This window comes from Bacillus sp. NPDC093026, from assembly GCF_044754665.1.
GTDB lineage: Bacteria > Bacillota > Bacilli > Bacillales > Bacillaceae > Bacillus > Bacillus maqinnsis.
Genome location: NZ_JBIVPN010000007.1, coordinates 61,798 through 80,565 on the forward strand (window position 1 = coordinate 61,798; position 18,768 = coordinate 80,565).

Below are 18,768 nucleotides of genomic sequence, written 5' to 3' on the forward strand. Positions count from 1 at the left end.
CCCTTCTATTATAAAGGAGTCATGATATAGTTGGCTATTTTTTCAAATCTTCTATTGAATTCACATTCTTCATATAAGTCGGAACAACCAGACCCATTCGAAGACCCTTCATGCTTGTACCGAGGTCATCATATTTGCCTTTAAACTTAGCTGCATACGCTTTATGCGTATTCGGCAGCCATGCGGATAATGACGCATCTGCACTTCCGGTTGCAATTGCTGTCCACATCGGACCTGCTTCAACCTGAGTCAAAGTTACTTTAAAACCAAGTTCACGAAGTACTTCAGCCGCTACATTGGTACTTGCAATCTCACTATCCCACGCTACATAGGCTAGATTGATTTTTTCACCATTTGACTTTTTCACGCCTTTTGTCCATTTAGCGACTTGATCTTTATGCTTTTTCACATATTTGATGGCCGCATCCTTTGGTTTGACACCATCTTGGATGTCAATCATCACTTCACCCATATCATCCTGAGACCATTTAAACTGACTGAGCATTTTAGCCGCATCCGGATGATCGTTCGCAAATCCTTTACGTGAGATGGTATGAATTTCTTCCTCTTCACCGTATGATTTCTTCGGATCATCTAAATATTTCAAATCAAAGCGGGAAAACATCCAGTGAGGATTCCAGCCAGTGATAATAATTGGCTTTTTACGGTCGTAAGATTTCTTCAATGTCGCTGTCATTGCCGCACTTGACGCAGAAACAATCGTCCAATCCTCTAGGTTATAATCTTTTTTCGCTTGGTCCGTCAGTGTCATAATTCCTGAACCTGGATCAATCCCAATAATGGTTTTATTAACCTGCTGTGCAGCACTTGCATTTGAGTCTGTTTGTGCTCCACAAGCGGCTAGTAAAAAGACAAGCAGGGCGGTTATCCCAATGTAGATGAACTTTTTCCACATTAAGCATTCCCCCTGTTTTTTTTCACTTTTATGTTTTGTGTAATACGATCAAGTGTAATTGCAACAATAACAATGGCGATCCCAGCTTCAAAACCAATACCTGTTTTCAGTTGCGTCACCGCACTGTATACTTCTGAACCAAGTCCTGGCGCACCAACCATTGCGGCAATTACAACCATTGATAGGGCAAGCATGATACTTTGATTAATCCCAGCTAGAATGGTTTTTGTTGCAAGTGGAAGCTGGACTTTGAATAAACGCTGGAATGTTGTTGAACCAAACGCTTCTGTCGCTTCAATTAAATCTGCCGGTACTTGTTTAATCCCGAGAATCGTCATACGAATTGTTGGCGGCATGGAGAAAATAACAGATGCCACAACTCCAGGAACGACCCCAATGTTAAAGAAGAAGATCGCCGGTAATAGATAGACGAACGCTGGCATTGTCTGCATTAAATCTAAAATTGGTGTCACAATTTTACGCACTGTTTCTTGCTGAGAAGCCCAGATTCCAATTGGAACTCCAATCACAATCGAAATAATAACGGCTGTCACAACGAGTGCGAGCGTTTGAAGCATTGGCTGCCAGTATCCTAAATAGTCGATCAGTAAAAACCCAATAAGTGTAAAAAGAGCAACTCCTCTTGTACTGATCCACCATGCAAGCCCTGCAAAAATCAATGTTAAAATAATAGATGGAATGACACCAAGCACTGAAACAATACCGTTAACAGTTCCTGCTAAACCATTTGTAATACCATCAAAAAAACCACCAAAGGTTAATGTTAACCAGTCAACAAATTGATCGATATAATCCGCAAACGGTATTCTAGGTAAATCACTCATACTAAACATTTTATTCTACCTCCTGTGCAGAAGGCTCTTGTGCTTTGACTTCCTCTTGGTTGTCGGACATGTTGATATACTCATCATTACCTGATAAAGCACCAATCAATGCACCTCTTACCACAATACCCTTCATTCTGTTTTTCTCGTCTACAACAGCAATTGGAATATTGGTCGCATCAGATACAGCATCGAAAATCTCTGTCAAATACGTAGACTCCAATACCGTTGTGAATTCTTTATCAAGAACTGTTTCAAGCGACATACCCTCTTCTGCCGCTTTTTTTGCTGCTCGTGCAGAAATAACACCTAATAAATGCTTTTTCTTGTCTACGGCATAAATAGATGAAATCCCAAGATTCTTCATCAGCATCAAGGCAACACGTGCCCCTTTGTCGATTTGAACTGTTTCTGCACGTTTCATAATATGACCAGCGGTTAATACTTTAGAAAGGTCAACATCTTCAACGAAACGCTCTACATATTCGTTAGAAGGATTCATAAGGATCTCTTCTGGTGTACCAATTTGAACGATATTTCCGTCCTTCATGAGAACAATGCGATCGCCGATACGAAGCGCTTCATCTAAATCATGGGTGATGAAAACAATCGTTTTTCCTACAGATGTATGAAGATCTAGCAATTCATCCTGCATGTCTTTACGAATTAATGGATCGAGTGCGCTGAATGCTTCATCCATTAATAAAATATCAGGGTCATTTGCAAGTGCACGTGCCAATCCAACACGCTGCTGCATACCACCACTTAATTGATTAGGATACTGATCTTCAAAGCCTTCAAGTCCAACGAGCTTTAAAGATTCAAGCGCTTTTTGCCGACGCTTTTCTTTGTCCACACCTTGCAATTCAAGTCCGTATTCAGTGTTTTCTAGAATTGTACGATGCGGGAACAATGCAAAGTTTTGGAAGACCATACTGATCTTCTTCCGTCTGACTTCACGCAATTGATCCTTTGACATATTTGTTATCATATCCCCATCAATATAAATTTCGCCGGAGGTTGGTTCGATTAACCTATTTAGCATCCGCACAAGTGTGGACTTTCCGCTCCCTGATAGCCCCATGATGACAAATATCTCTCCGTCATATACATCAAAATTTGCTCGATTGACACCAACTGTTGCGCCGGTCTCTTTTAGGATTTCTCTTTTTGTCTTCCCTTGTTCAAGCATTTGAGATGCTTTTTTCGCATTTTTACCGAAAATTTTAGATACATTATTTATCTTGATCTTGATGTTTTTCTCTTCAGAATTCATTTTTTCCCTCCAAATTAGCATCTTTATAACCGTAACATAATCGTCATGATGCGAACAATCTTTAGAATTCGCTTATTTCAGCACAATATGTATGAATTCCATTTTGATGACAGGTGATTAGAGATCATACGCCGTTTTACTCTTAATTCCTATAGATTGCTTCAAAAACTACATATTTTACGGGGTATTTTCTCTTATCAGTCAATATTTTATCTAACATTTCTTATTGTGCTAAAAAACAAGTCGAATGCTTTCGACACTGGACTTTCACATTCATGAATGAAACCATTCCCTGAACAAGATTTACCCGAAAATGGTCACATAAAAACCTATTTCACTCAAATTTTAATGATTTCAACAAATAAGCTGTCTGCAACTATAGTTACAGACAGCTTATGTTCTTAGGACTCTAGTGCAGCACGCTTAATGCGATCTTGAAGTTCAAGGATCCGTTTTGTGCCTTCTTCTCTTAATCGTTTGTTTTCATCTTCGATCTGTTTTGTTTCTTTCATTCCTTGTACAATTGTATTAAAAGATGATTCAATGGTCTCAATGTCGATACTTGGACGACCAGATAATTTGGCAATCTCAACACTTTGACTCGAGATATTTTCAGCATTTCTTTTGAGCATTTCATTCGTTCTTCTGTCTAGCTCACTCATAGAATCAGCCACAAGCTTTTGTCTTTTAGCTGTGACAGCTTGAATAATTCCATTTTTGAAAATTGGAATGGTAATAATAAAGGCTGAGTTGATCTTCCCGATCAATTTTGTATTACCACGCTGTAGCAATCGAATTTGTGGTGCCGTTTGAAGGGCCACCATCCGAGCCATATCAAGGTCATACACACGTTCTTCAAGCGCTTGAATGCCGTTACGGAGCGTATCAAGTTCCATTTGTGCCAGTTGATTCCCACTAGCAGCCTTTTCCTCATAAGACGGAAGCAATTGCTTTAATTCCTCGATCTTCATTTGACCGGCCACCACATACTTTTCAAGCTCCAAATAGTATTGAATGTTACGCTCATACATCTCTTCAAGAGTCACCGTGGACTTGGTCATTTCGTCCTTATATTTACTGATTTCTACATTAATTTTTTCAATTTCTGCACCAAGTGTTTGATATTTACTGAAAATCTTTTCGATCATGCTGCCGCCACGCTTAAAGATTTTTGACAATAAGCCTCCTTTTGGTTCGTCAAAATCATTTTTATCAAAGCGATCCATAATTTTCCCCAGTTGTGTGAGCATTGCGCCCGAATCTGTTACACTCGTTGAACGCATCATAGATAGAATACGATCAGAGAATTTTGAGATTTCTACAGCTGGCTGTTTTCCGTATTCAAGAAGCTCTAGCTGATTTTTGACATCAATTTGCTTCGCAATATTTTGCACCTCTGGTTCGTTGCGAAGCTGAATACGAATGTCATCCGCTTTCTCAATACTAATTTCTTCTTTATCAATTGAAATGATGTCATTTCCGTTTGTATTTGTCATAAGCTATGATCTCCTTATCGGTTTTTAATGGATTGAAATAATTTTCTGACGATGGACGGCTCCTTAAACTCCTGATTCATGACCATTTCATCTAGCCAATGAGTATCAAATAATTGGTCATCTATAAAACGTTCGATACACTGATATCCCGCTGGATGATACACAAAAAGATCTACACCCATTTCATTTAGAAAGATCAATGTAGCCGCATCAGAACGAGTCAGCTCTCCATTATATTCGGTATGGTATAAAATCACCTTCGGAACGGTTTGTGCATAATCAAATGTTTGAATGAGTTCAATGATATCTTGGCTTACATGCAAGATTTGCTTAAAAAGATAAATTTGAACATCTAATACGGTTTCATTTCCTTCTCGTAAAAGCTTCGGATGTTTACATATTCGAGAAATCGCCTCAGCGATTGCGCGTTGTGTGCCTTCATATAAGTGAGAAAACTGCCAGACATTACTTCTTATTAATAATTCAGGATCAATCTCTCCAGCAGAAGATAGCGCATGCTGATAATGAAATTGATAATTCGACGTTACCTCTTTTGTGAAAGGAAAATGACGGATTGTCTTTGTCTCCTTCCACTCCATTAATGTGTGGATACGATCCCAATATTCACGCTTGTCCCTCGTAACCCCCATCATTTTCGCAAAGAGATTTGGAATCTGTATGGATTCCCGATCCGCTTTGAAATTAGGGCGGATAAAGGAACGTTCCTTGGCAATTAAAAATAGCTCGTCATACGTAGTCTTTAATGTAATGGAATAAGGTGTATGATCTCTAAATTGCCATGGCTTATACAACATGGAATCCTCCGTGTGGAGAACCTCTTCAAGCTCTCTTGTAGAGCGGTACGCCACCGTCGATTTTCTCTCGGGCTTTTCTATAGGAAAAGGTTCGAGCTTTGAAGTACCTGGGTACTGATCAATAAAAGTCAGCTTTTCCTCTGGATCTAATTCTTGAAATGGATCCTTGCCTTCTGGATGAAACAGCACAACATCACAGCCAATCAGCATTAAATAATAGAGAAAATAAAGCTGACTTTTATTCGCCTCTCCATACCAAATGACAACCGGCATCTTTTCTTCTATGTTCACTTCCTTTAGCCATTTCCCTAGATGATTATTTGAAAACTTCACCACATCCAATAAGACTCTGCGAAAGTCAGGATGCTGAAACCCGCCCTCATGCTGATGTTTAAAATGCTCAAAAACCTTGATGAGGGAAAGGCGGATATGCCGATTCATTACAGGATTAGGATGGCGCACAATCAGCTTCTCCCCGTCTAGAAAAGCCACAAAGCGGCTGACAGACAATCCCTTTTCTTCTTGATTAATCAAATGAATGCGCTGAAGTGCTTGAAAATGCTCCTGCTCAATACGACGATCAAGCGCTTCACTTAAAATATGGATGCCGTCTGTTTCATATAATTCATGTAAATAAATAAAGTAATCGGTTGCATCATGTGGAGTTCCAAGTACGCGGGCGGCGAGATGCGGCAATGATAAGGTATGCTCGTCCTTTACAAAGCCGTCTCGTTCAGGTAGCGGCTTTTTGATTAGATTTTTCCAAGCTTCCTGATCCGCCCGTATATGGAAGACATTGATCTCTTTATAGCTCATGCCGCCCCTTCCTTTCTCCTATATTTTTCGTTCTGCATCATAAAAGCTACTTCTATCATATCATTCAGCCTTCTATTTCTGCTAATGAATCGTAGGCTTTTTTACTGTTACCATCTGCTCAGCCACACATACGGCTATCTCATCCGCTGCAGCCATCCCAGAAGCCAATGTCGGCTCAAGCGACTGGTCAAAATCTAGGACTTCCCCATGTCTTGGCACAAATCCAGTATCAGCCTGACGAATGAGCTCAGCATCTAACAAAGAGTCACCCGCGCCAAATACATGTTCAAGCTGAAGCCTTTCCTTTAGAAAAGCAACAGCAGCCCATTTATTGAGCGGCTGTGGAATAAAATAAAGCTTCCGGCCCTGAAGCGAAACTTGCCAGCCTCTTTCCTCGCCCCATATCCTCAATTCAGCAAGCGGAATTTGAGTAATATACTCATCTTTCATGATCAAATAAAGAAACCTTCCCTCTGCCGTTCGAGTACGCTTGACCCAAAATGAAATCGACAGAGCGGAAATCGCCCGCAGCATCTCTCTCACCGGCATACACAGCCTTAACCTCTCATCCACAATGGCCTGCCAATCTTCAAGCGGCTTGCCGTGATGAAGGATGCAACCTCCATTCATCGTGACCGCATACTCCGGCTTGAGCTCTTCTTGAAAACAAGTAATTCGTTCATACTGTGCGGTCGTTCTAGTTGTCACTGGCATGAAACAACCTGCTTGATGGATCGCCTTTAAGGACTTTTTCGTTTCAACAGACATGTAGGATAACGGACGTTCATCAAGCAATTCTACTAATTCATACGCTCCTTCATAAGGATACTGCTGAATCATTCGCTGTGAATAAATCAGTGTTCGGTCTAAATCACTCGCAAACGCAATCCTCGTCATGACGATTGCTCCATAGGGCGAATTAACCCGCAGCAAGTGTAAGACATATTGGCATATTCGATCACTGGTACGCCTCTGTCTTCTGCCAAAAGCAAAATATGCTTCAGTTGATCGTGAGCTCCTGGCTGAATCAGGATTTTCCAAGGGATTCTTCTGAGCAACACACGGGTTGTCTCACCAACACCTGGCTTAATCAAATGCGTATTTTCAATATGAAACTCCTGACCAATCGCTTCAATGGACGTCATCCCCCGCCAGTCAGCGGGTTCACCTTGCGTGAGAATTGCCTCCGCCTTCTTTTGTACATTTGATCCAATGCTAGAAAATGCGTCTTCAATCGTATCTACATACAGATTGGATACATCCTCATCTAATAACTCTTGATAATATTTTGCCCCATGAAAATCATCGTCCTTCATCCAGCGGTTGTTTAATACTGTTCGACTGACAAGACCAGAAACAGTCGAATTTAAACAAGCGCTCGGAATGAGGAAATCTTCTCTTGTTCCGTATACATTCGTACAATAGCCTGGGTCAGCCAACACAGCAAGCTCACTCGACAGACGAATGCCATATTTTTGTTCAAAATCAATCACAGCTTTTTGAAGCTCTTTGGAAATAGCGCCTTTACCAGTCCAGCCATCAATAAAGGCAATCTCAAAGCCCGGATGTTCTTTGAGCATATAATGCAATGCATTCTCATCTATTCCTCGGTCTCGAATAATAGAGATACTGTAATGAGGCAGATCGAGACCATATGTCTTTCGAATATATCGTTTGATGAGTACCCCGATCGGTGTCCCAGCCCGCGCCAAGCTACAAAGCACCGTTTGGAAGCCTCGCTTTTTTACGATTTGTTCTGCCACAACCGCCACTGCTTCAGCCACTTTATGCTTACTTTCTTCAAGAGATTGATAGAATAAGGTCATGTAAGATGCCGTCGGCTTATACTCAATTGGCAACATTTCAGAATAGTGCGTACCACTTTGAATCGAACGCTCACGCTCTTCTGTGCTTTTCTCCATATCAATAGATGATAAGTCCTTGAGTAAAAAGGTCACATCCTGCTCTGGATAACTTCCCATCTTTGTATACACATTAGCCATTCACCTTCACCCCATCTGATAAAGTCACAATATGCACATGCTTCACCTTCCGCTCTGCAAATAGGTGAACAAGTGGAAGCAGCGCATCATGAGAGACCTTTTTCTCAAAAAATACAAACACATCATCATATACATCTCGTGGTATGTTGTACACATAATGCTGAATACGATCATCCTCTGGGCTCGCAAACGTAAAACCATTCTTCACAGCATACCCTTCACTTGGTACCGGATGAATCGGACTTCTGGTTGTAGAATGAAAGAGAACTCCTTCTCCCATATGTGCAGCCACTCTCATCGGCACATACATGAGTTCACCAGTACCTAAACATAGCGTTTGTTTGCCCTTGCGCTCTTGCTTTAGTTTCAATCCGGCTTGGTAAACCGCCTTATCTATGACTACGGAATCCTCTGTGTTCAGCCCAAATCGACCGGTTTCATAAATATATGGCGCATGACCTGTAGTATCTGTTACATCACGAGGTGAATACGGAACACTTTGAAAGAAAGAACAAAGTGAATGAAAAGAAAGATTAGGCCTCTCCTCATGCTCATGGACCTCATACGAGTAAATAGGCTCATCTAATGTTTTGCCCCGAAAGACCATTTGCCCCTTTAATAAAGACAATGATGTGATGTGAATACCAAGCTCTTCCTGAAGCTGATGCAATGCTGCTTCATGCTCCTCTGTACGCCAATCCAAAATGGAGAGAATGGTATATGTGTTTCTTGGAAACTTCGCATGAAGATCACGAATGATGTTGATATTCGTACGACCTGTCGTGACTTCATCATCTACTAAAATAATGGGTCGATTTGTTTGCAGAAGTTCTTCCTCTGCATAACAAAGCTGATCTGTTGCATGCGAATGCTCTTCTTCAAACACTAATGTTGGGTCAAGATGAAACAGGCGTTCACGTGTTGTATGAATGTACGATGCTCCTTCAAGTACGTCAAAAACACCATGACCAAGTGCTGTCGCTGTTTCAGCAAAACCAATTACAATCGGACGTTCACCCGAAGAAAGCTTCTCCTTTTTAAGAGCATCATATGTCTCTGTAAGGTTAGCATGATCATCCGTCTTTAAAGCTTCAACCAAAGAGTCTTGAATCAGCGGTGTCTCGCCAGTTTGTTCTTTGACATAGGCCATTGCCAAAAGACCTGAAACAATGAGCGGTTTCACCGGATGGACGGGAATATGCTTACCGAGCACCTTACTGACAAATAAAAAGGCCCGTTTTTTGTTCACCCTTGCCGCCATGTCAAAAAGATGCTCCTTTGCCAATTGAATGTCTCCTTGTTGCAGATAAAGGTCAACCTCCATATGTTCCAAGATTTTCAGTGTATGCGGCGTCTGCTTCGGTGAGTATGTCGATGTAGCTTCTATTTTCATGAAACACCCCGTAAATGTTTGACTTGATCAATATGTGCTCTGCCCATCTGTAATGCGGCTTCGTTTCATTCATCTTGTTGGAGAATACGCTCTTCATCACACCCGCTGATCCATCTGCATGTTCCAAAATGCTTACTGCATCCAAATACTCTTCCTTTGTCACAACATACATACTTTGAACAGGCTTGAGATGTGTTGGATGAATGACTGTTTTTCCATGAATGCCATTTGCGACATCTAATTTGGTCTCCTTGAGCAAACCATGTAAATAATTGAATTCTGATGGATAAAATTCACTGCCCTTAGGCAGTGCACGTAAGTATGGTTTTGTGTCCTTTCGTGCCACTTCAAAGTATTCCCATACAGCACCGGACACCACAAAAGAACGACCGAAATAATTCATGATATCTGTAATCAAATCAGCAATAATCTTGATCTCATATATCGTGGTCTGGTGATTTCGGCGAATGCCGTACAACCCGCAAAGATCTGTTGCACCAATGCGAATATTCAAAATATGCTCCTCGTGATTCAGCATGATTTGCTTTAATTTTGACAGCACCGGAAATCTCGTCTCTTTTTCTAATAAATCTGGTGTTTCAAGAATGGGCATACCATAGAGTCTCGTATTCGTTTGTACCGCTGCCAATTGCAAATTGTCCAAATACTGCACTGCATTATGCACAGAACACTTCGGGAACACAAAACCCGTCAGCAAATGAAGCGATGGACCGAGCATATCCGCCATTTTCAGTATCTGCTTCGGTGAACGAACCCGTATAAATAAGAGCGGCAATTGATCAGCCGTATCAGGAGAATGGGTCAACTCCTGTGCGAGACGTGTCAATTGTACCACCAAGTTCCGTTCCGCCGTTTCCACCTCTTGATCGCCAATCGCATCCTCCAAACAAAACACAACAGAGCAAAGCGCTTCATATTTCTGCGAAAGCAGCATATCTGCTAAATCTTGTCTCGTCGCAGGCATATACAAAGTAGCACCTAGTGCATGCGCAAGTACACGCCTTGGCGATAATGGATGAATCGCCGCTGGTCGTTTCAAAAAGATGTCGTGCTGTCTCGCTTCTGATAAAAAACGAAAGTATCGCATGCAGTGCCCTCCTCCTGTTGTTCAGAGATCATCTATCAAATGACTTGAAGATTCAAAAAAGGATGGAGCCGCTATTCAACTCCATTCCTTTTTGGTCATGCTATTCTTCTTTTGAAGCTGCCGCTTCGCTCGTCACATCTTGATGCTTTTTCTTATTGATTTTATGAACAATGAACGTTCCGATAAATGCAAGAATAATAATTGCAAAGAATAATAGATGCGGAATCTCAATATGAGCAACGCTTAATGCCATTTTTGCTGCGATAATTCCAATGAGAATAAAAGCTGTATTCTCAAGCTCCGGCACACGGTCAATGAGAACAAGGAACAACTGCGCCACTGTACGCATCATGAGAATACCAAGCATACCGCCTAACAGAAGAATCCAGACTTCCTCAGATACAGCGAATGCAGCAAGGATACTGTCGACTGAGAACGCAAGGTCCATAATTTCAACAGAAATAACTGTTGCCCAAAAGACACCAAAGACGCGAATCAGCCATCCTTCTTTCTTCAATTCCTTTGCTTCATCATCTCCGTCACCTAACCAGAAGTGCTTAATCACAAGCCATGCTAAGTAGGCAGCGCCTAGGATTTTAACCCAAGCAAACTTGATGAGTAGCATCCCTACGCCAATGAATAGAAAACGGAAAAAATAAGCACCAATTAATCCGTAAGTTAATGCCTTTTTGCGCTGCTTTTCTGGTAAATGCTTCACCATAACAGCTAGAACAAGTGCGTTATCAGCTGATAATAATCCTTCAAGCACGACAAGTGTTCCAATTAACCCCCATGATACAGGGTCTGTTAATACCTCTACCCACATATGCCAATCAAAGAAAGAGGCATATGTGTCAAGCATATGTTTCAAAATATCCAAATGGTTTTCCTCCTATAAAGTGTAGAAGCATCAGCAGGCTTTCGCCTGCTGTTATTCTTGATCGCTGTTACTTTCTCACTTTGGGAAAGTCCTTCTATGAGTCATTGGCAGCGCCTCTGAATCTATTTCTCTTGTTTACACTTCTAACCCATAATTTTGACAAAGAGCCGCAAGTCCGCCAGAGAATCCGCTCCCGATCGCATTGAACTTCCAATCACTGCCATGGCGGTACAATTCACACACAACCACAGCCGTTTCAATTGAAAAGTCTTCACCTAAATCGAAGCGAATCAATTCTTCCCCGCTCTCTTCATTTACAACACGAACAAACGCATTAGAGACTTGTCCAAAGTTTTGGCTTCGCGCCTCTGCATCATGAATCGTGACTGTAATTCCGATACGATCAATGTTAGCAGGAATTTTGGAGAAATCAACGAGAATTTGCTCGTCATCTCCATCTCCTTCTCCTGTCCGGTTATCACCTGTATGTGTGACGCCACCGCTCGGATGCTGAAGGTTATTATAAAAAACAAAATCTGTTTCTTGCTGACAGCGATTGTTTGCATCCACTAAAAAAGCTGAAGCGTCCAAGTCAAATTCGGATCCGCCTGAATATTGATTCGTGTCCCAACCGAGTCCGATCATCACTTTGGTCAGCCCTGGGTTGGTTTTGGTTAAATCAACACGTTGCCCTTTTGAAAGCTGAATCGCCATAACCGTTTCACTCCTGTCTATTAACTTATTTGAATCAATCCTTACCCGATATCTAAGCCGTAATCCGTTGCAATTCGAGCAAGACCGCCTTGGTAGCCTGACCCGATCGCCGAGAATTTCCATTCACCACCATGACGATATAATTCACCAGCAATAATGGCTGTCTCAATTGAGAAATCCTCTGCCAAATCATAGCGAATGAGCTCTTCATTCGATTCCGCATTTAAAATACGAACGTATGCGTTCGAAACTTGTCCGAAATTTTGACTGCGTGCTTCTGCATCATGAATCGTAATGACAAAAGAAATCTTTTCGATACTCGCTGGTACAGATGAAAGATCTACATTTACTTGCTCGTCATCACCGTCTCCAGCGCCAGTACGATTATCGCCTGTATGTACGACACTACCGCCGCCGCCAGTTGTTTGGTTATAAAAGATAAAATCAGATGGAGAACTTGCTTTGCCCGCTGCATCTAAAAGGAAGACACTTGCATCTAGATCAAAGTCATGCCCGCCGTCATACTTGTTCACGTCCCAACCAAGACCTACAACAACCTTTGTTAAACCTGGATTTGTTTTGGTTAAATCAATTTTTTGACCTTTCGCTAAAGAAATTCCCACAGGAACCTCTCCCTTCTGATTAAATGTAGTTTCTCGTAACATCTGCTAGTTTCGCATCGTTCGTGCCCTTTCCAACAGCAGCAAACTTCCAATCATTCTCGTGACGATAAATTTCTCCAACGATTAATGATGTTTTACCTGCGTATTCATCTTTTAAGTTATATTTAAGTAATTCTTGATTGTTTGATCGATCGACCACTCGGATATAAGCATTTTGAATCATACCGAAATGCTGGTTTCTTCTTATCGCATCATAAATGTTTACGACAAATACCAATTTATTCACATTGTCTGGGACCTTGTTTAAGTCGACGAGAATTTGTTCATCATCTCCGTCTCCTTCTCCGGTTAGATTGTCACCCGTATGCTCTACACTGCCACATCTGCTTTTCAAGTTGCCGAAGTAGATCAAATCTTTATTTTCAGTAAAACGATCGTTTTTCAGCATCAACACTGAAGCGTCACAATCAATATCAGCTCCCCCGCCCCCACCAAACAGCTTTCCTAAAAAACCGCCGCCTTGTGATACTGGGTCCCAGCCAAGTCCAACAAGAATATTGGATAGTCCTGCTTTCCCTTTTGTTAAATCAATGCGCTGACCTTTTTCTAATGAAATTGCCAAATCACTCACTCCTCCACCATAATAAAAATCTATTTATTTAGCGATGGACCCTATTAAAATTATCATACATGAATATTCGACAAAATTCATGAAATGACTATGGGACCTCTTACTCTTTTTCTATTTACTAGTATATACGATCTATGATCATTCAAGGTTTCAAGAACATAACATTTTTTCAAGGAAAAGCTTGCCATTCACGGTTCATGTCATAAACGAAGTGTTTCATGTGAAACATTGTCGAAATACGCCGATAGACAGCCTCTTGTTGATCGAGTGAATGAAAGCAATACTTGATATGTTGATATAAAAAGTTGATGTTATCTACTTGAATTTGAGGTCAACGCTCATAGCCCAGTGTTTCAGCCAGCATGGCTTCTTTTTTTACATTGTCATAAAAAATGGGAAATGTAACATGAAGATGTCAAAATCCCTTTCGTCTGTCATCTGAACGCAAATGTTTCTTCCAATCGTTAGGGAACTGTAAACGCATTGAAGGTGTACCTTTTATATAGTAAAGGTAAGTATTCAATGAACTGTTCATGACAACTAGAAGGAAGGAGACGATATGCCAATGAAGAAGAGACTCGACTGGGTAGATGCAGCCAAAGGAATAGGGATATTGCTCGTGGTCATGGCACATGTACCCATCCCTGACTCGTTAAAGCAATTCATTTATTCCTTTCATATGCCGCTGTTCTTTATATTATCAGGTATGATGTTTCAATCAGCATCACGTCCTGCTGGTCCCTTTATTCAGAAGAAAGCAAAAAGCCTGCTCTTGCCCTATCTCTATTTCTCCATTATTACGTATGTCTTCTGGTTCTTAGTGACACGCTTTTTCGCATTCAAAGGGCAAACAGATATTGACCCTTTTGTTCCATTTACAGGTATCTTTATTTCCAATGCAGATGAAGCAAGGCTGACTCATAACCCTGCCATCTGGTTTTTAACAACACTCTTTTTAGTAGAGATTCTCTTTTTCTTTATGCATCGTCTGACGAAAGGAAAGCCTGCCACTTTGATCTCACTCACCGTTCTTTGCGGAATAACTGGATATGCGTCTACCTTATTTTTACACCAAAGTCTTCCTTGGAATGCCAATGTAGCCTTGACTGCTGTCGTGTTTTATTCAATTGGATTTTTGGCGAAGAAATGGTTTGTAGAATTAAAAACAGACCCAACCCTTCTTCTGTGTACAGGGCTATTTGTTCTCATCGGGTACGTGCAACATTTTAATTTACGGGTTGATATGCGAGTCAATGAATTTGGCGATATTCTGATCTTTTATGTTTGTGCACTGCTTGGCTCAGCCGCTGTTATTTATTTGAGCTTCAAATTCAAAACATCATCTATTTTGACGTATCTCGGACGAAATTCCATTGTGATTCTCGTATTACAGTTTGCCGGAATTGATATAATGAAAGCATTTGTTTATTACGGACTTGGTGTCGATATTTCTGACACAACGCAGTTCTCATGGACACTCTTTTATACCATTGGCACCTTGCTTCTCATGGTTCCATGCATCTCCTTTCTGAGCAAATATCCAATGTTGCTCGGCAAAACGACCAAAACAACACATCACTACGAACAAAAAACATCCGCCAGCTAATCTGACGGATGTCTTCTTTTTAATCATTGATTTGTGATAGATAAAGTGTCATCCCTCCACCGACAAATCATGCTGTACCCGTGATGTACACAGCTTCACTTGAAACTAGAAATGCCCTAGTTACATTGACATCCATGACTTTTTGCCATTGATCTAGTGTCATCTCATGGGGCTTCTTCTCCATTAAATGAATTATTCAAAAACTCATCCACTGTTTTGAAATGCTCTAGCGCCGCATCCATTAACGCTCGAATTCCTTCCTTTTTGGAAACATCCGCATGTACCTTGGACCCCGTGCTGCTGAATGGCTTGGACAGTCTTTTTTTGTACCATCTTCATCACCTTTATCGTTCACCACCACATTCATTTGTTCTTGTCCAAATCGAATTGCTACTGCCTGTCCAATTCCTTTTAAATCTTGATACATCTTGGTTTCCTCCAATCACGTGCCTGCTTCTTTGTTGGTACACAATGGTTACCCATTTTGAAAAAAGGAAAAACACAATCCCCTACTTTCTTGAAAGGATTGTGCTGATGATCATGCTAAAAGGTGTTATATACATTTTCACACGTTTCTGCTGTTGGTTGATAAAAACAATGCGACTTATACCTTGCAACAAACGGCTGATTGTACCATGTAGACGGACAATCACCAGGCGGTCTGAAATACCAAAGGCTAAATTTCGCTGGCCAAAATCGCTCTCCATTAATATTCCTTCTTGCAAGTGTCTTTTCACTTTCTCGTGCCCGTTGATAAAAATACCCATGTGTGACCGCTTCAAACGCATGCTCCTGATAAATCATTTGTGGAATCGTACGCAGCCCTTTAAAGTCAGAGCAGTTGGCACGCAAACGGTTGATGCCCACATTCCCTACGAGCAGCATCCCTCGTTTTCCTTCACCCTCTGCTTCCGCCCTCAGCAGTCTAGCCAATAAATCAATATCAGAGCTTGTCGCTCTTACCACTGCCATACATCCACCTCCATCTCATTTCCCTTTTATTTTATGTAGCGATTTTGTGTAGATGACTGCCATTTTGACATGAAAAGACGCTATGTCTGTCGATAGCCTGTCTTAAAAAAACAATGATGGAGAATTTCATACAGGACAAGAGTCTCACATTTCAACAACACGAGGTCTATGCGGAAAACCAACAAATATTAAAAGACGAGATTCACTTTTCAAATAACGCCAATTTTACCAATAGAATTCTATTAGTTCTTAAAACACACTGAGATATTGACAGTACTTTCGCTTCATTCTACAGTTAAAAAACAAACAGTATTTATCTTTTTGTGCAAAAAGGTCGATATAAGCTAAGATTTCCCAATGAAATTCACCATGAACCCGAGGAGGAAATGAATTCATGTTTAAAAAGAAATTATCCCTGTTTCTCCTGATTTTGTGTTTGACTGTTGTCGCTGTAGCTTGTAGTGGAAAAGATAAAACAGCCGCTAAAGAAAACGATACGAAGAAATCTCTTGATGCAGCAGAGGTCAAGGTGGAAAGTGCTGAATATACATTACCACCTCAGTACGATACATCTGTACAAGATGACCAATATGTACTGAAAGTGAATGTATCTGTAAAAAACATCAGCAAAGAACCTCTGAATGTCGACAAAAGCAACTTCACGCTTTATCAAGATGATGCACAAGTCTCTACAATCTCTCCAGATGACTACAATGAAGTATTATCTACTAGCTCGCTAAATGCTGGAAAAGTATCAAAAGGTGGTCTTTTCTACGTCGTTGATAAAAACAAAGATTATCAGCTTGTGTACACAGAGCCTGCTTCTGAATCGAAAAAAGACGACAAAACACTAGAATTCGATATTAAAGGAAAAGACTTAATGAAAAAAGCAGATACGCTTCAAGCATCTGCAAAAGCTCTTTCTTCTTATATTGATGTCATGATCTTTGGTAAGAAAAACGACGATTTCGAAAAATTAACTGGTGATAACAAATCAACCGTAGTGAACGAGTTTGATAAGTCATTCAAACAAGGCTATATCTCTTCTTCTGGTATCTCATCAAGCTCAGCTAAAGACGAAAACCTTGATAAGCTATTAAAGGCTGTCAAAGAAACGTTAGCTGAAAAATCTAAAGTATCGACAAAAACAAAATCAATCAGTGGTGATAAAGCAGTGGTATCTGTTACAGTGACACCAATTGATGCAAGCCCACTTGTCGATCGTTTGAAAGAGAAAGCAACTGAATTCTACAGCAAAAATCGTTCAGCGTCTTACGATGATGCACAAAAATATCTACTCTCTATCTATCCAGATGAGTTTAAAAAATTAGGACCATCATCTTCTGAAGAAACTGTAGAAGTCAACATGAAGAAAAATGATATTGACCAATGGAAACTTGACTTGAACGATTACAAAACAAGCAGTTTAGTCGAAAAATTCATCAAGAACTAATAAAAAAGCCACCGATCTCGGGGGTCACAGATTGTTGGCAAAGGGGTAAAATGATATTTATTTTACCCCTTTTGTTTTCTTTTCAGCGTGAATTAAAATGTTTAAAGTCTAGGAAAACCTGTGCTACGTGCTACTTGTGCGGAGCGAATGAAACATCTTGCGCACCAGTGCTCGATATCTGACAACAAATGCGAGGATTTGTCTACAAGCTGAAATAAGGTGCAGCAGCGCACTTTATTTTTTCGTTTTAAGAAAAGATTTGATCAATTTGCTTTATTTCTTCTTCAGTCAATTGAACTTCATTTGTTTTGAGGTTTTGTAGAACCTGCTCTGCCCGTTTTGCACCAGGAATTATGGCATCAATGCCATCCCTTGTTAAGAGCCAAGCCAGCGCAACGTGCGCCGCTTCTGCTTGTTTCTTTTGAGCAATCGCCTTCAGCTTGTCTACTTTTTCAAGGTTTTGTACAAAAGCTTCGCCTTGGAAAAGTGGGTCCTTCGCTCGAATATCATCAAATGTAGCATCTTTAGTGAATTTGCCTGTCAATAAGCCTGATGCCAATGGAAAATAAGGTATAAATGAAATGCCGTGTTCAACGCAGTATGGGAGAAGATCCTGCTCTGCCTGACGCTTTAACAAGGAATACTCTGATTGGAGTACATCTAAGTATCCGTCTCGGTTGAAAATTTGAAGCTGTTCAAAATCTAGATTAGATGCACCAATTGCCCTGATTTTCCCTTCATCCTTTAATTCCTTTAAAGTACCTGCCACTTCATCAAGTGGTGTTTTTCCATCTGGGAAATGCATATAGTACAAATCAATATAATCCGTTTGCAGTCGTTTGAGACTATTTTCTACTTGTTGTCTTAAGAAGTCACGACTATTATCGAGTTCGATTTGCCCGTTTACTTCTTTATGAGCCCCTTTTGTTGCAAGGACAAGTTCATGACGATTCCCTCTTTTAGCAATGATTTCACCAATCAGTTCCTCCGAACGGCCAAACCCATAAATAAAGGCAGAATCTAAGAAATTGACACCTTGATCAAGAGCCGTTTCCACAAGCTCGCGTCCAGCCTCTTCACTAAGGTTCGGGAATAAATTATGTCCGCCTACTGCATTCGTTCCAAGTCCTATCGGATTGACCTGTAAATCAGTTCTTCCAAGCGTTACCTTTTTCAAAACCTCATCTCCCTTGTCTGGTTCATCATCCTTATTTTCCCATG

At 40.7% G+C, this 18,768-nt stretch carries 17 protein-coding genes and 1 pseudogene; 2 read left to right on the top strand and 16 right to left on the bottom strand.

Going from position 1 to position 18,768, the window contains the following annotated elements; translation table 11 throughout:
* Nucleotides 1–34: 34 nt before the first annotated feature.
* From ACIQCE_RS13845 to ACIQCE_RS13905, 13 genes are all read right to left on the bottom strand, one after another.
* Nucleotides 35–916, bottom strand: coding sequence for a glycine betaine ABC transporter substrate-binding protein (locus ACIQCE_RS13845; RefSeq protein WP_400495506.1), 882 nt, complete (start codon nucleotides 914–916; stop codon nucleotides 35–37).
* Nucleotides 916–1,761 (bottom strand): glycine/proline betaine ABC transporter permease subunit OpuAB, encoded by an 846-nt coding sequence (gene opuAB / locus ACIQCE_RS13850; RefSeq protein WP_353856631.1) that lies wholly within the window; start codon nucleotides 1,759–1,761, stop codon nucleotides 916–918. Before opuAB ends, ACIQCE_RS13845 begins: the two co-directional genes overlap by 1 nt.
* A gap of 10 nt (nucleotides 1,762–1,771) precedes the next feature.
* Entirely contained in the window at nucleotides 1,772–3,037 is a 1,266-nt protein-coding gene (gene opuAA / locus ACIQCE_RS13855) for a glycine/proline betaine ABC transporter ATP-binding protein OpuAA (RefSeq protein ID WP_353853877.1), read from the bottom strand.
* A gap of 401 nt (nucleotides 3,038–3,438) precedes the next feature.
* Nucleotides 3,439–4,533, bottom strand: coding sequence for a toxic anion resistance protein (locus ACIQCE_RS13860; RefSeq protein ID WP_400495507.1), 1,095 nt, complete (start codon nucleotides 4,531–4,533; stop codon nucleotides 3,439–3,441).
* A 14-nt stretch (nucleotides 4,534–4,547) separates the two neighbouring features.
* Entirely contained in the window at nucleotides 4,548–6,164 is a 1,617-nt protein-coding gene (locus tag ACIQCE_RS13865) for a YceG family protein (protein ID WP_400495508.1), read from the bottom strand.
* An 81-nt stretch (nucleotides 6,165–6,245) separates the two neighbouring features.
* Nucleotides 6,246–7,061: an HAD family hydrolase gene (locus ACIQCE_RS13870; RefSeq protein ID WP_400495509.1), complete on the bottom strand. Its 816-nt coding sequence runs from the start codon at nucleotides 7,059–7,061 to the stop codon at nucleotides 6,246–6,248.
* Nucleotides 7,058–8,167, bottom strand: a complete 1,110-nt coding sequence (locus ACIQCE_RS13875) for a cysteine protease StiP family protein (protein WP_400495510.1) — start codon at nucleotides 8,165–8,167, stop codon at nucleotides 7,058–7,060. Before ACIQCE_RS13875 ends, ACIQCE_RS13870 begins: the two co-directional genes overlap by 4 nt.
* Nucleotides 8,160–9,491, bottom strand: coding sequence for a phosphoribosyltransferase family protein (locus tag ACIQCE_RS13880; RefSeq protein ID WP_400495578.1), 1,332 nt, complete (start codon nucleotides 9,489–9,491; stop codon nucleotides 8,160–8,162). The genes ACIQCE_RS13875 and ACIQCE_RS13880 overlap by 8 nt, the downstream gene beginning before the upstream one ends.
* Nucleotides 9,481–10,668, bottom strand: a complete 1,188-nt coding sequence (locus ACIQCE_RS13885) for an HpcH/HpaI aldolase/citrate lyase family protein (protein ID WP_400495511.1) — start codon at nucleotides 10,666–10,668, stop codon at nucleotides 9,481–9,483. The genes ACIQCE_RS13880 and ACIQCE_RS13885 overlap by 11 nt, the downstream gene beginning before the upstream one ends.
* A 100-nt stretch (nucleotides 10,669–10,768) precedes the next feature.
* Entirely contained in the window at nucleotides 10,769–11,548 is a 780-nt protein-coding gene (locus ACIQCE_RS13890; protein ID WP_400495512.1) for a TerC family protein, read from the bottom strand.
* Nucleotides 11,549–11,683: 135 nt separating this feature from the next.
* Nucleotides 11,684–12,262 carry a TerD family protein gene (locus ACIQCE_RS13895; RefSeq protein ID WP_400495513.1) on the bottom strand — a complete coding sequence of 193 codons (579 nt, stop codon included), beginning with the start codon at nucleotides 12,260–12,262 and terminating at the stop codon, nucleotides 11,684–11,686.
* Nucleotides 12,263–12,303: 41 nt separating this feature from the next.
* Nucleotides 12,304–12,885, bottom strand: coding sequence for a TerD family protein (locus ACIQCE_RS13900; protein WP_400495514.1), 582 nt, complete (start codon nucleotides 12,883–12,885; stop codon nucleotides 12,304–12,306).
* 19 nt (nucleotides 12,886–12,904) lie between these two features.
* Nucleotides 12,905–13,507 (bottom strand): TerD family protein, encoded by a 603-nt coding sequence (locus tag ACIQCE_RS13905; protein WP_353853886.1) that lies wholly within the window; start codon nucleotides 13,505–13,507, stop codon nucleotides 12,905–12,907.
* Between the two features lie 574 nt (nucleotides 13,508–14,081).
* Here ACIQCE_RS13905 and ACIQCE_RS13910 point away from each other — a divergent pair.
* Nucleotides 14,082–15,122 carry an acyltransferase family protein gene (locus tag ACIQCE_RS13910; protein WP_400495515.1) on the top strand — a complete coding sequence of 347 codons (1,041 nt, stop codon included), beginning with the start codon at nucleotides 14,082–14,084 and terminating at the stop codon, nucleotides 15,120–15,122.
* Between the two features lie 88 nt (nucleotides 15,123–15,210).
* Here the strand turns inward: ACIQCE_RS13910 and ACIQCE_RS13915 are convergent.
* Nucleotides 15,211–15,549, bottom strand: a pseudogene (locus ACIQCE_RS13915) (SDR family oxidoreductase); the annotation flags it as partial.
* Between the two features lie 116 nt (nucleotides 15,550–15,665).
* Nucleotides 15,666–16,094, bottom strand: coding sequence for a cell wall hydrolase (locus ACIQCE_RS13920; protein ID WP_400495516.1), 429 nt, complete (start codon nucleotides 16,092–16,094; stop codon nucleotides 15,666–15,668).
* Between the two features lie 394 nt (nucleotides 16,095–16,488).
* On the opposite strand from ACIQCE_RS13920, the gene ACIQCE_RS13925 reads away from it, so the two are divergent.
* A complete protein-coding gene (locus ACIQCE_RS13925; protein ID WP_400495517.1) occupies nucleotides 16,489–17,547 on the top strand; it encodes a DUF5105 domain-containing protein in 1,059 nt (352 codons plus the stop codon).
* Between the two features lie 247 nt (nucleotides 17,548–17,794).
* Here ACIQCE_RS13925 and ACIQCE_RS13930 read toward each other — a convergent pair whose 3' ends face one another.
* Nucleotides 17,795–18,724: an aldo/keto reductase gene (locus tag ACIQCE_RS13930; protein ID WP_400495518.1), complete on the bottom strand. Its 930-nt coding sequence runs from the start codon at nucleotides 18,722–18,724 to the stop codon at nucleotides 17,795–17,797.
* Nucleotides 18,725–18,768: the final 44 nt, after the last annotated feature.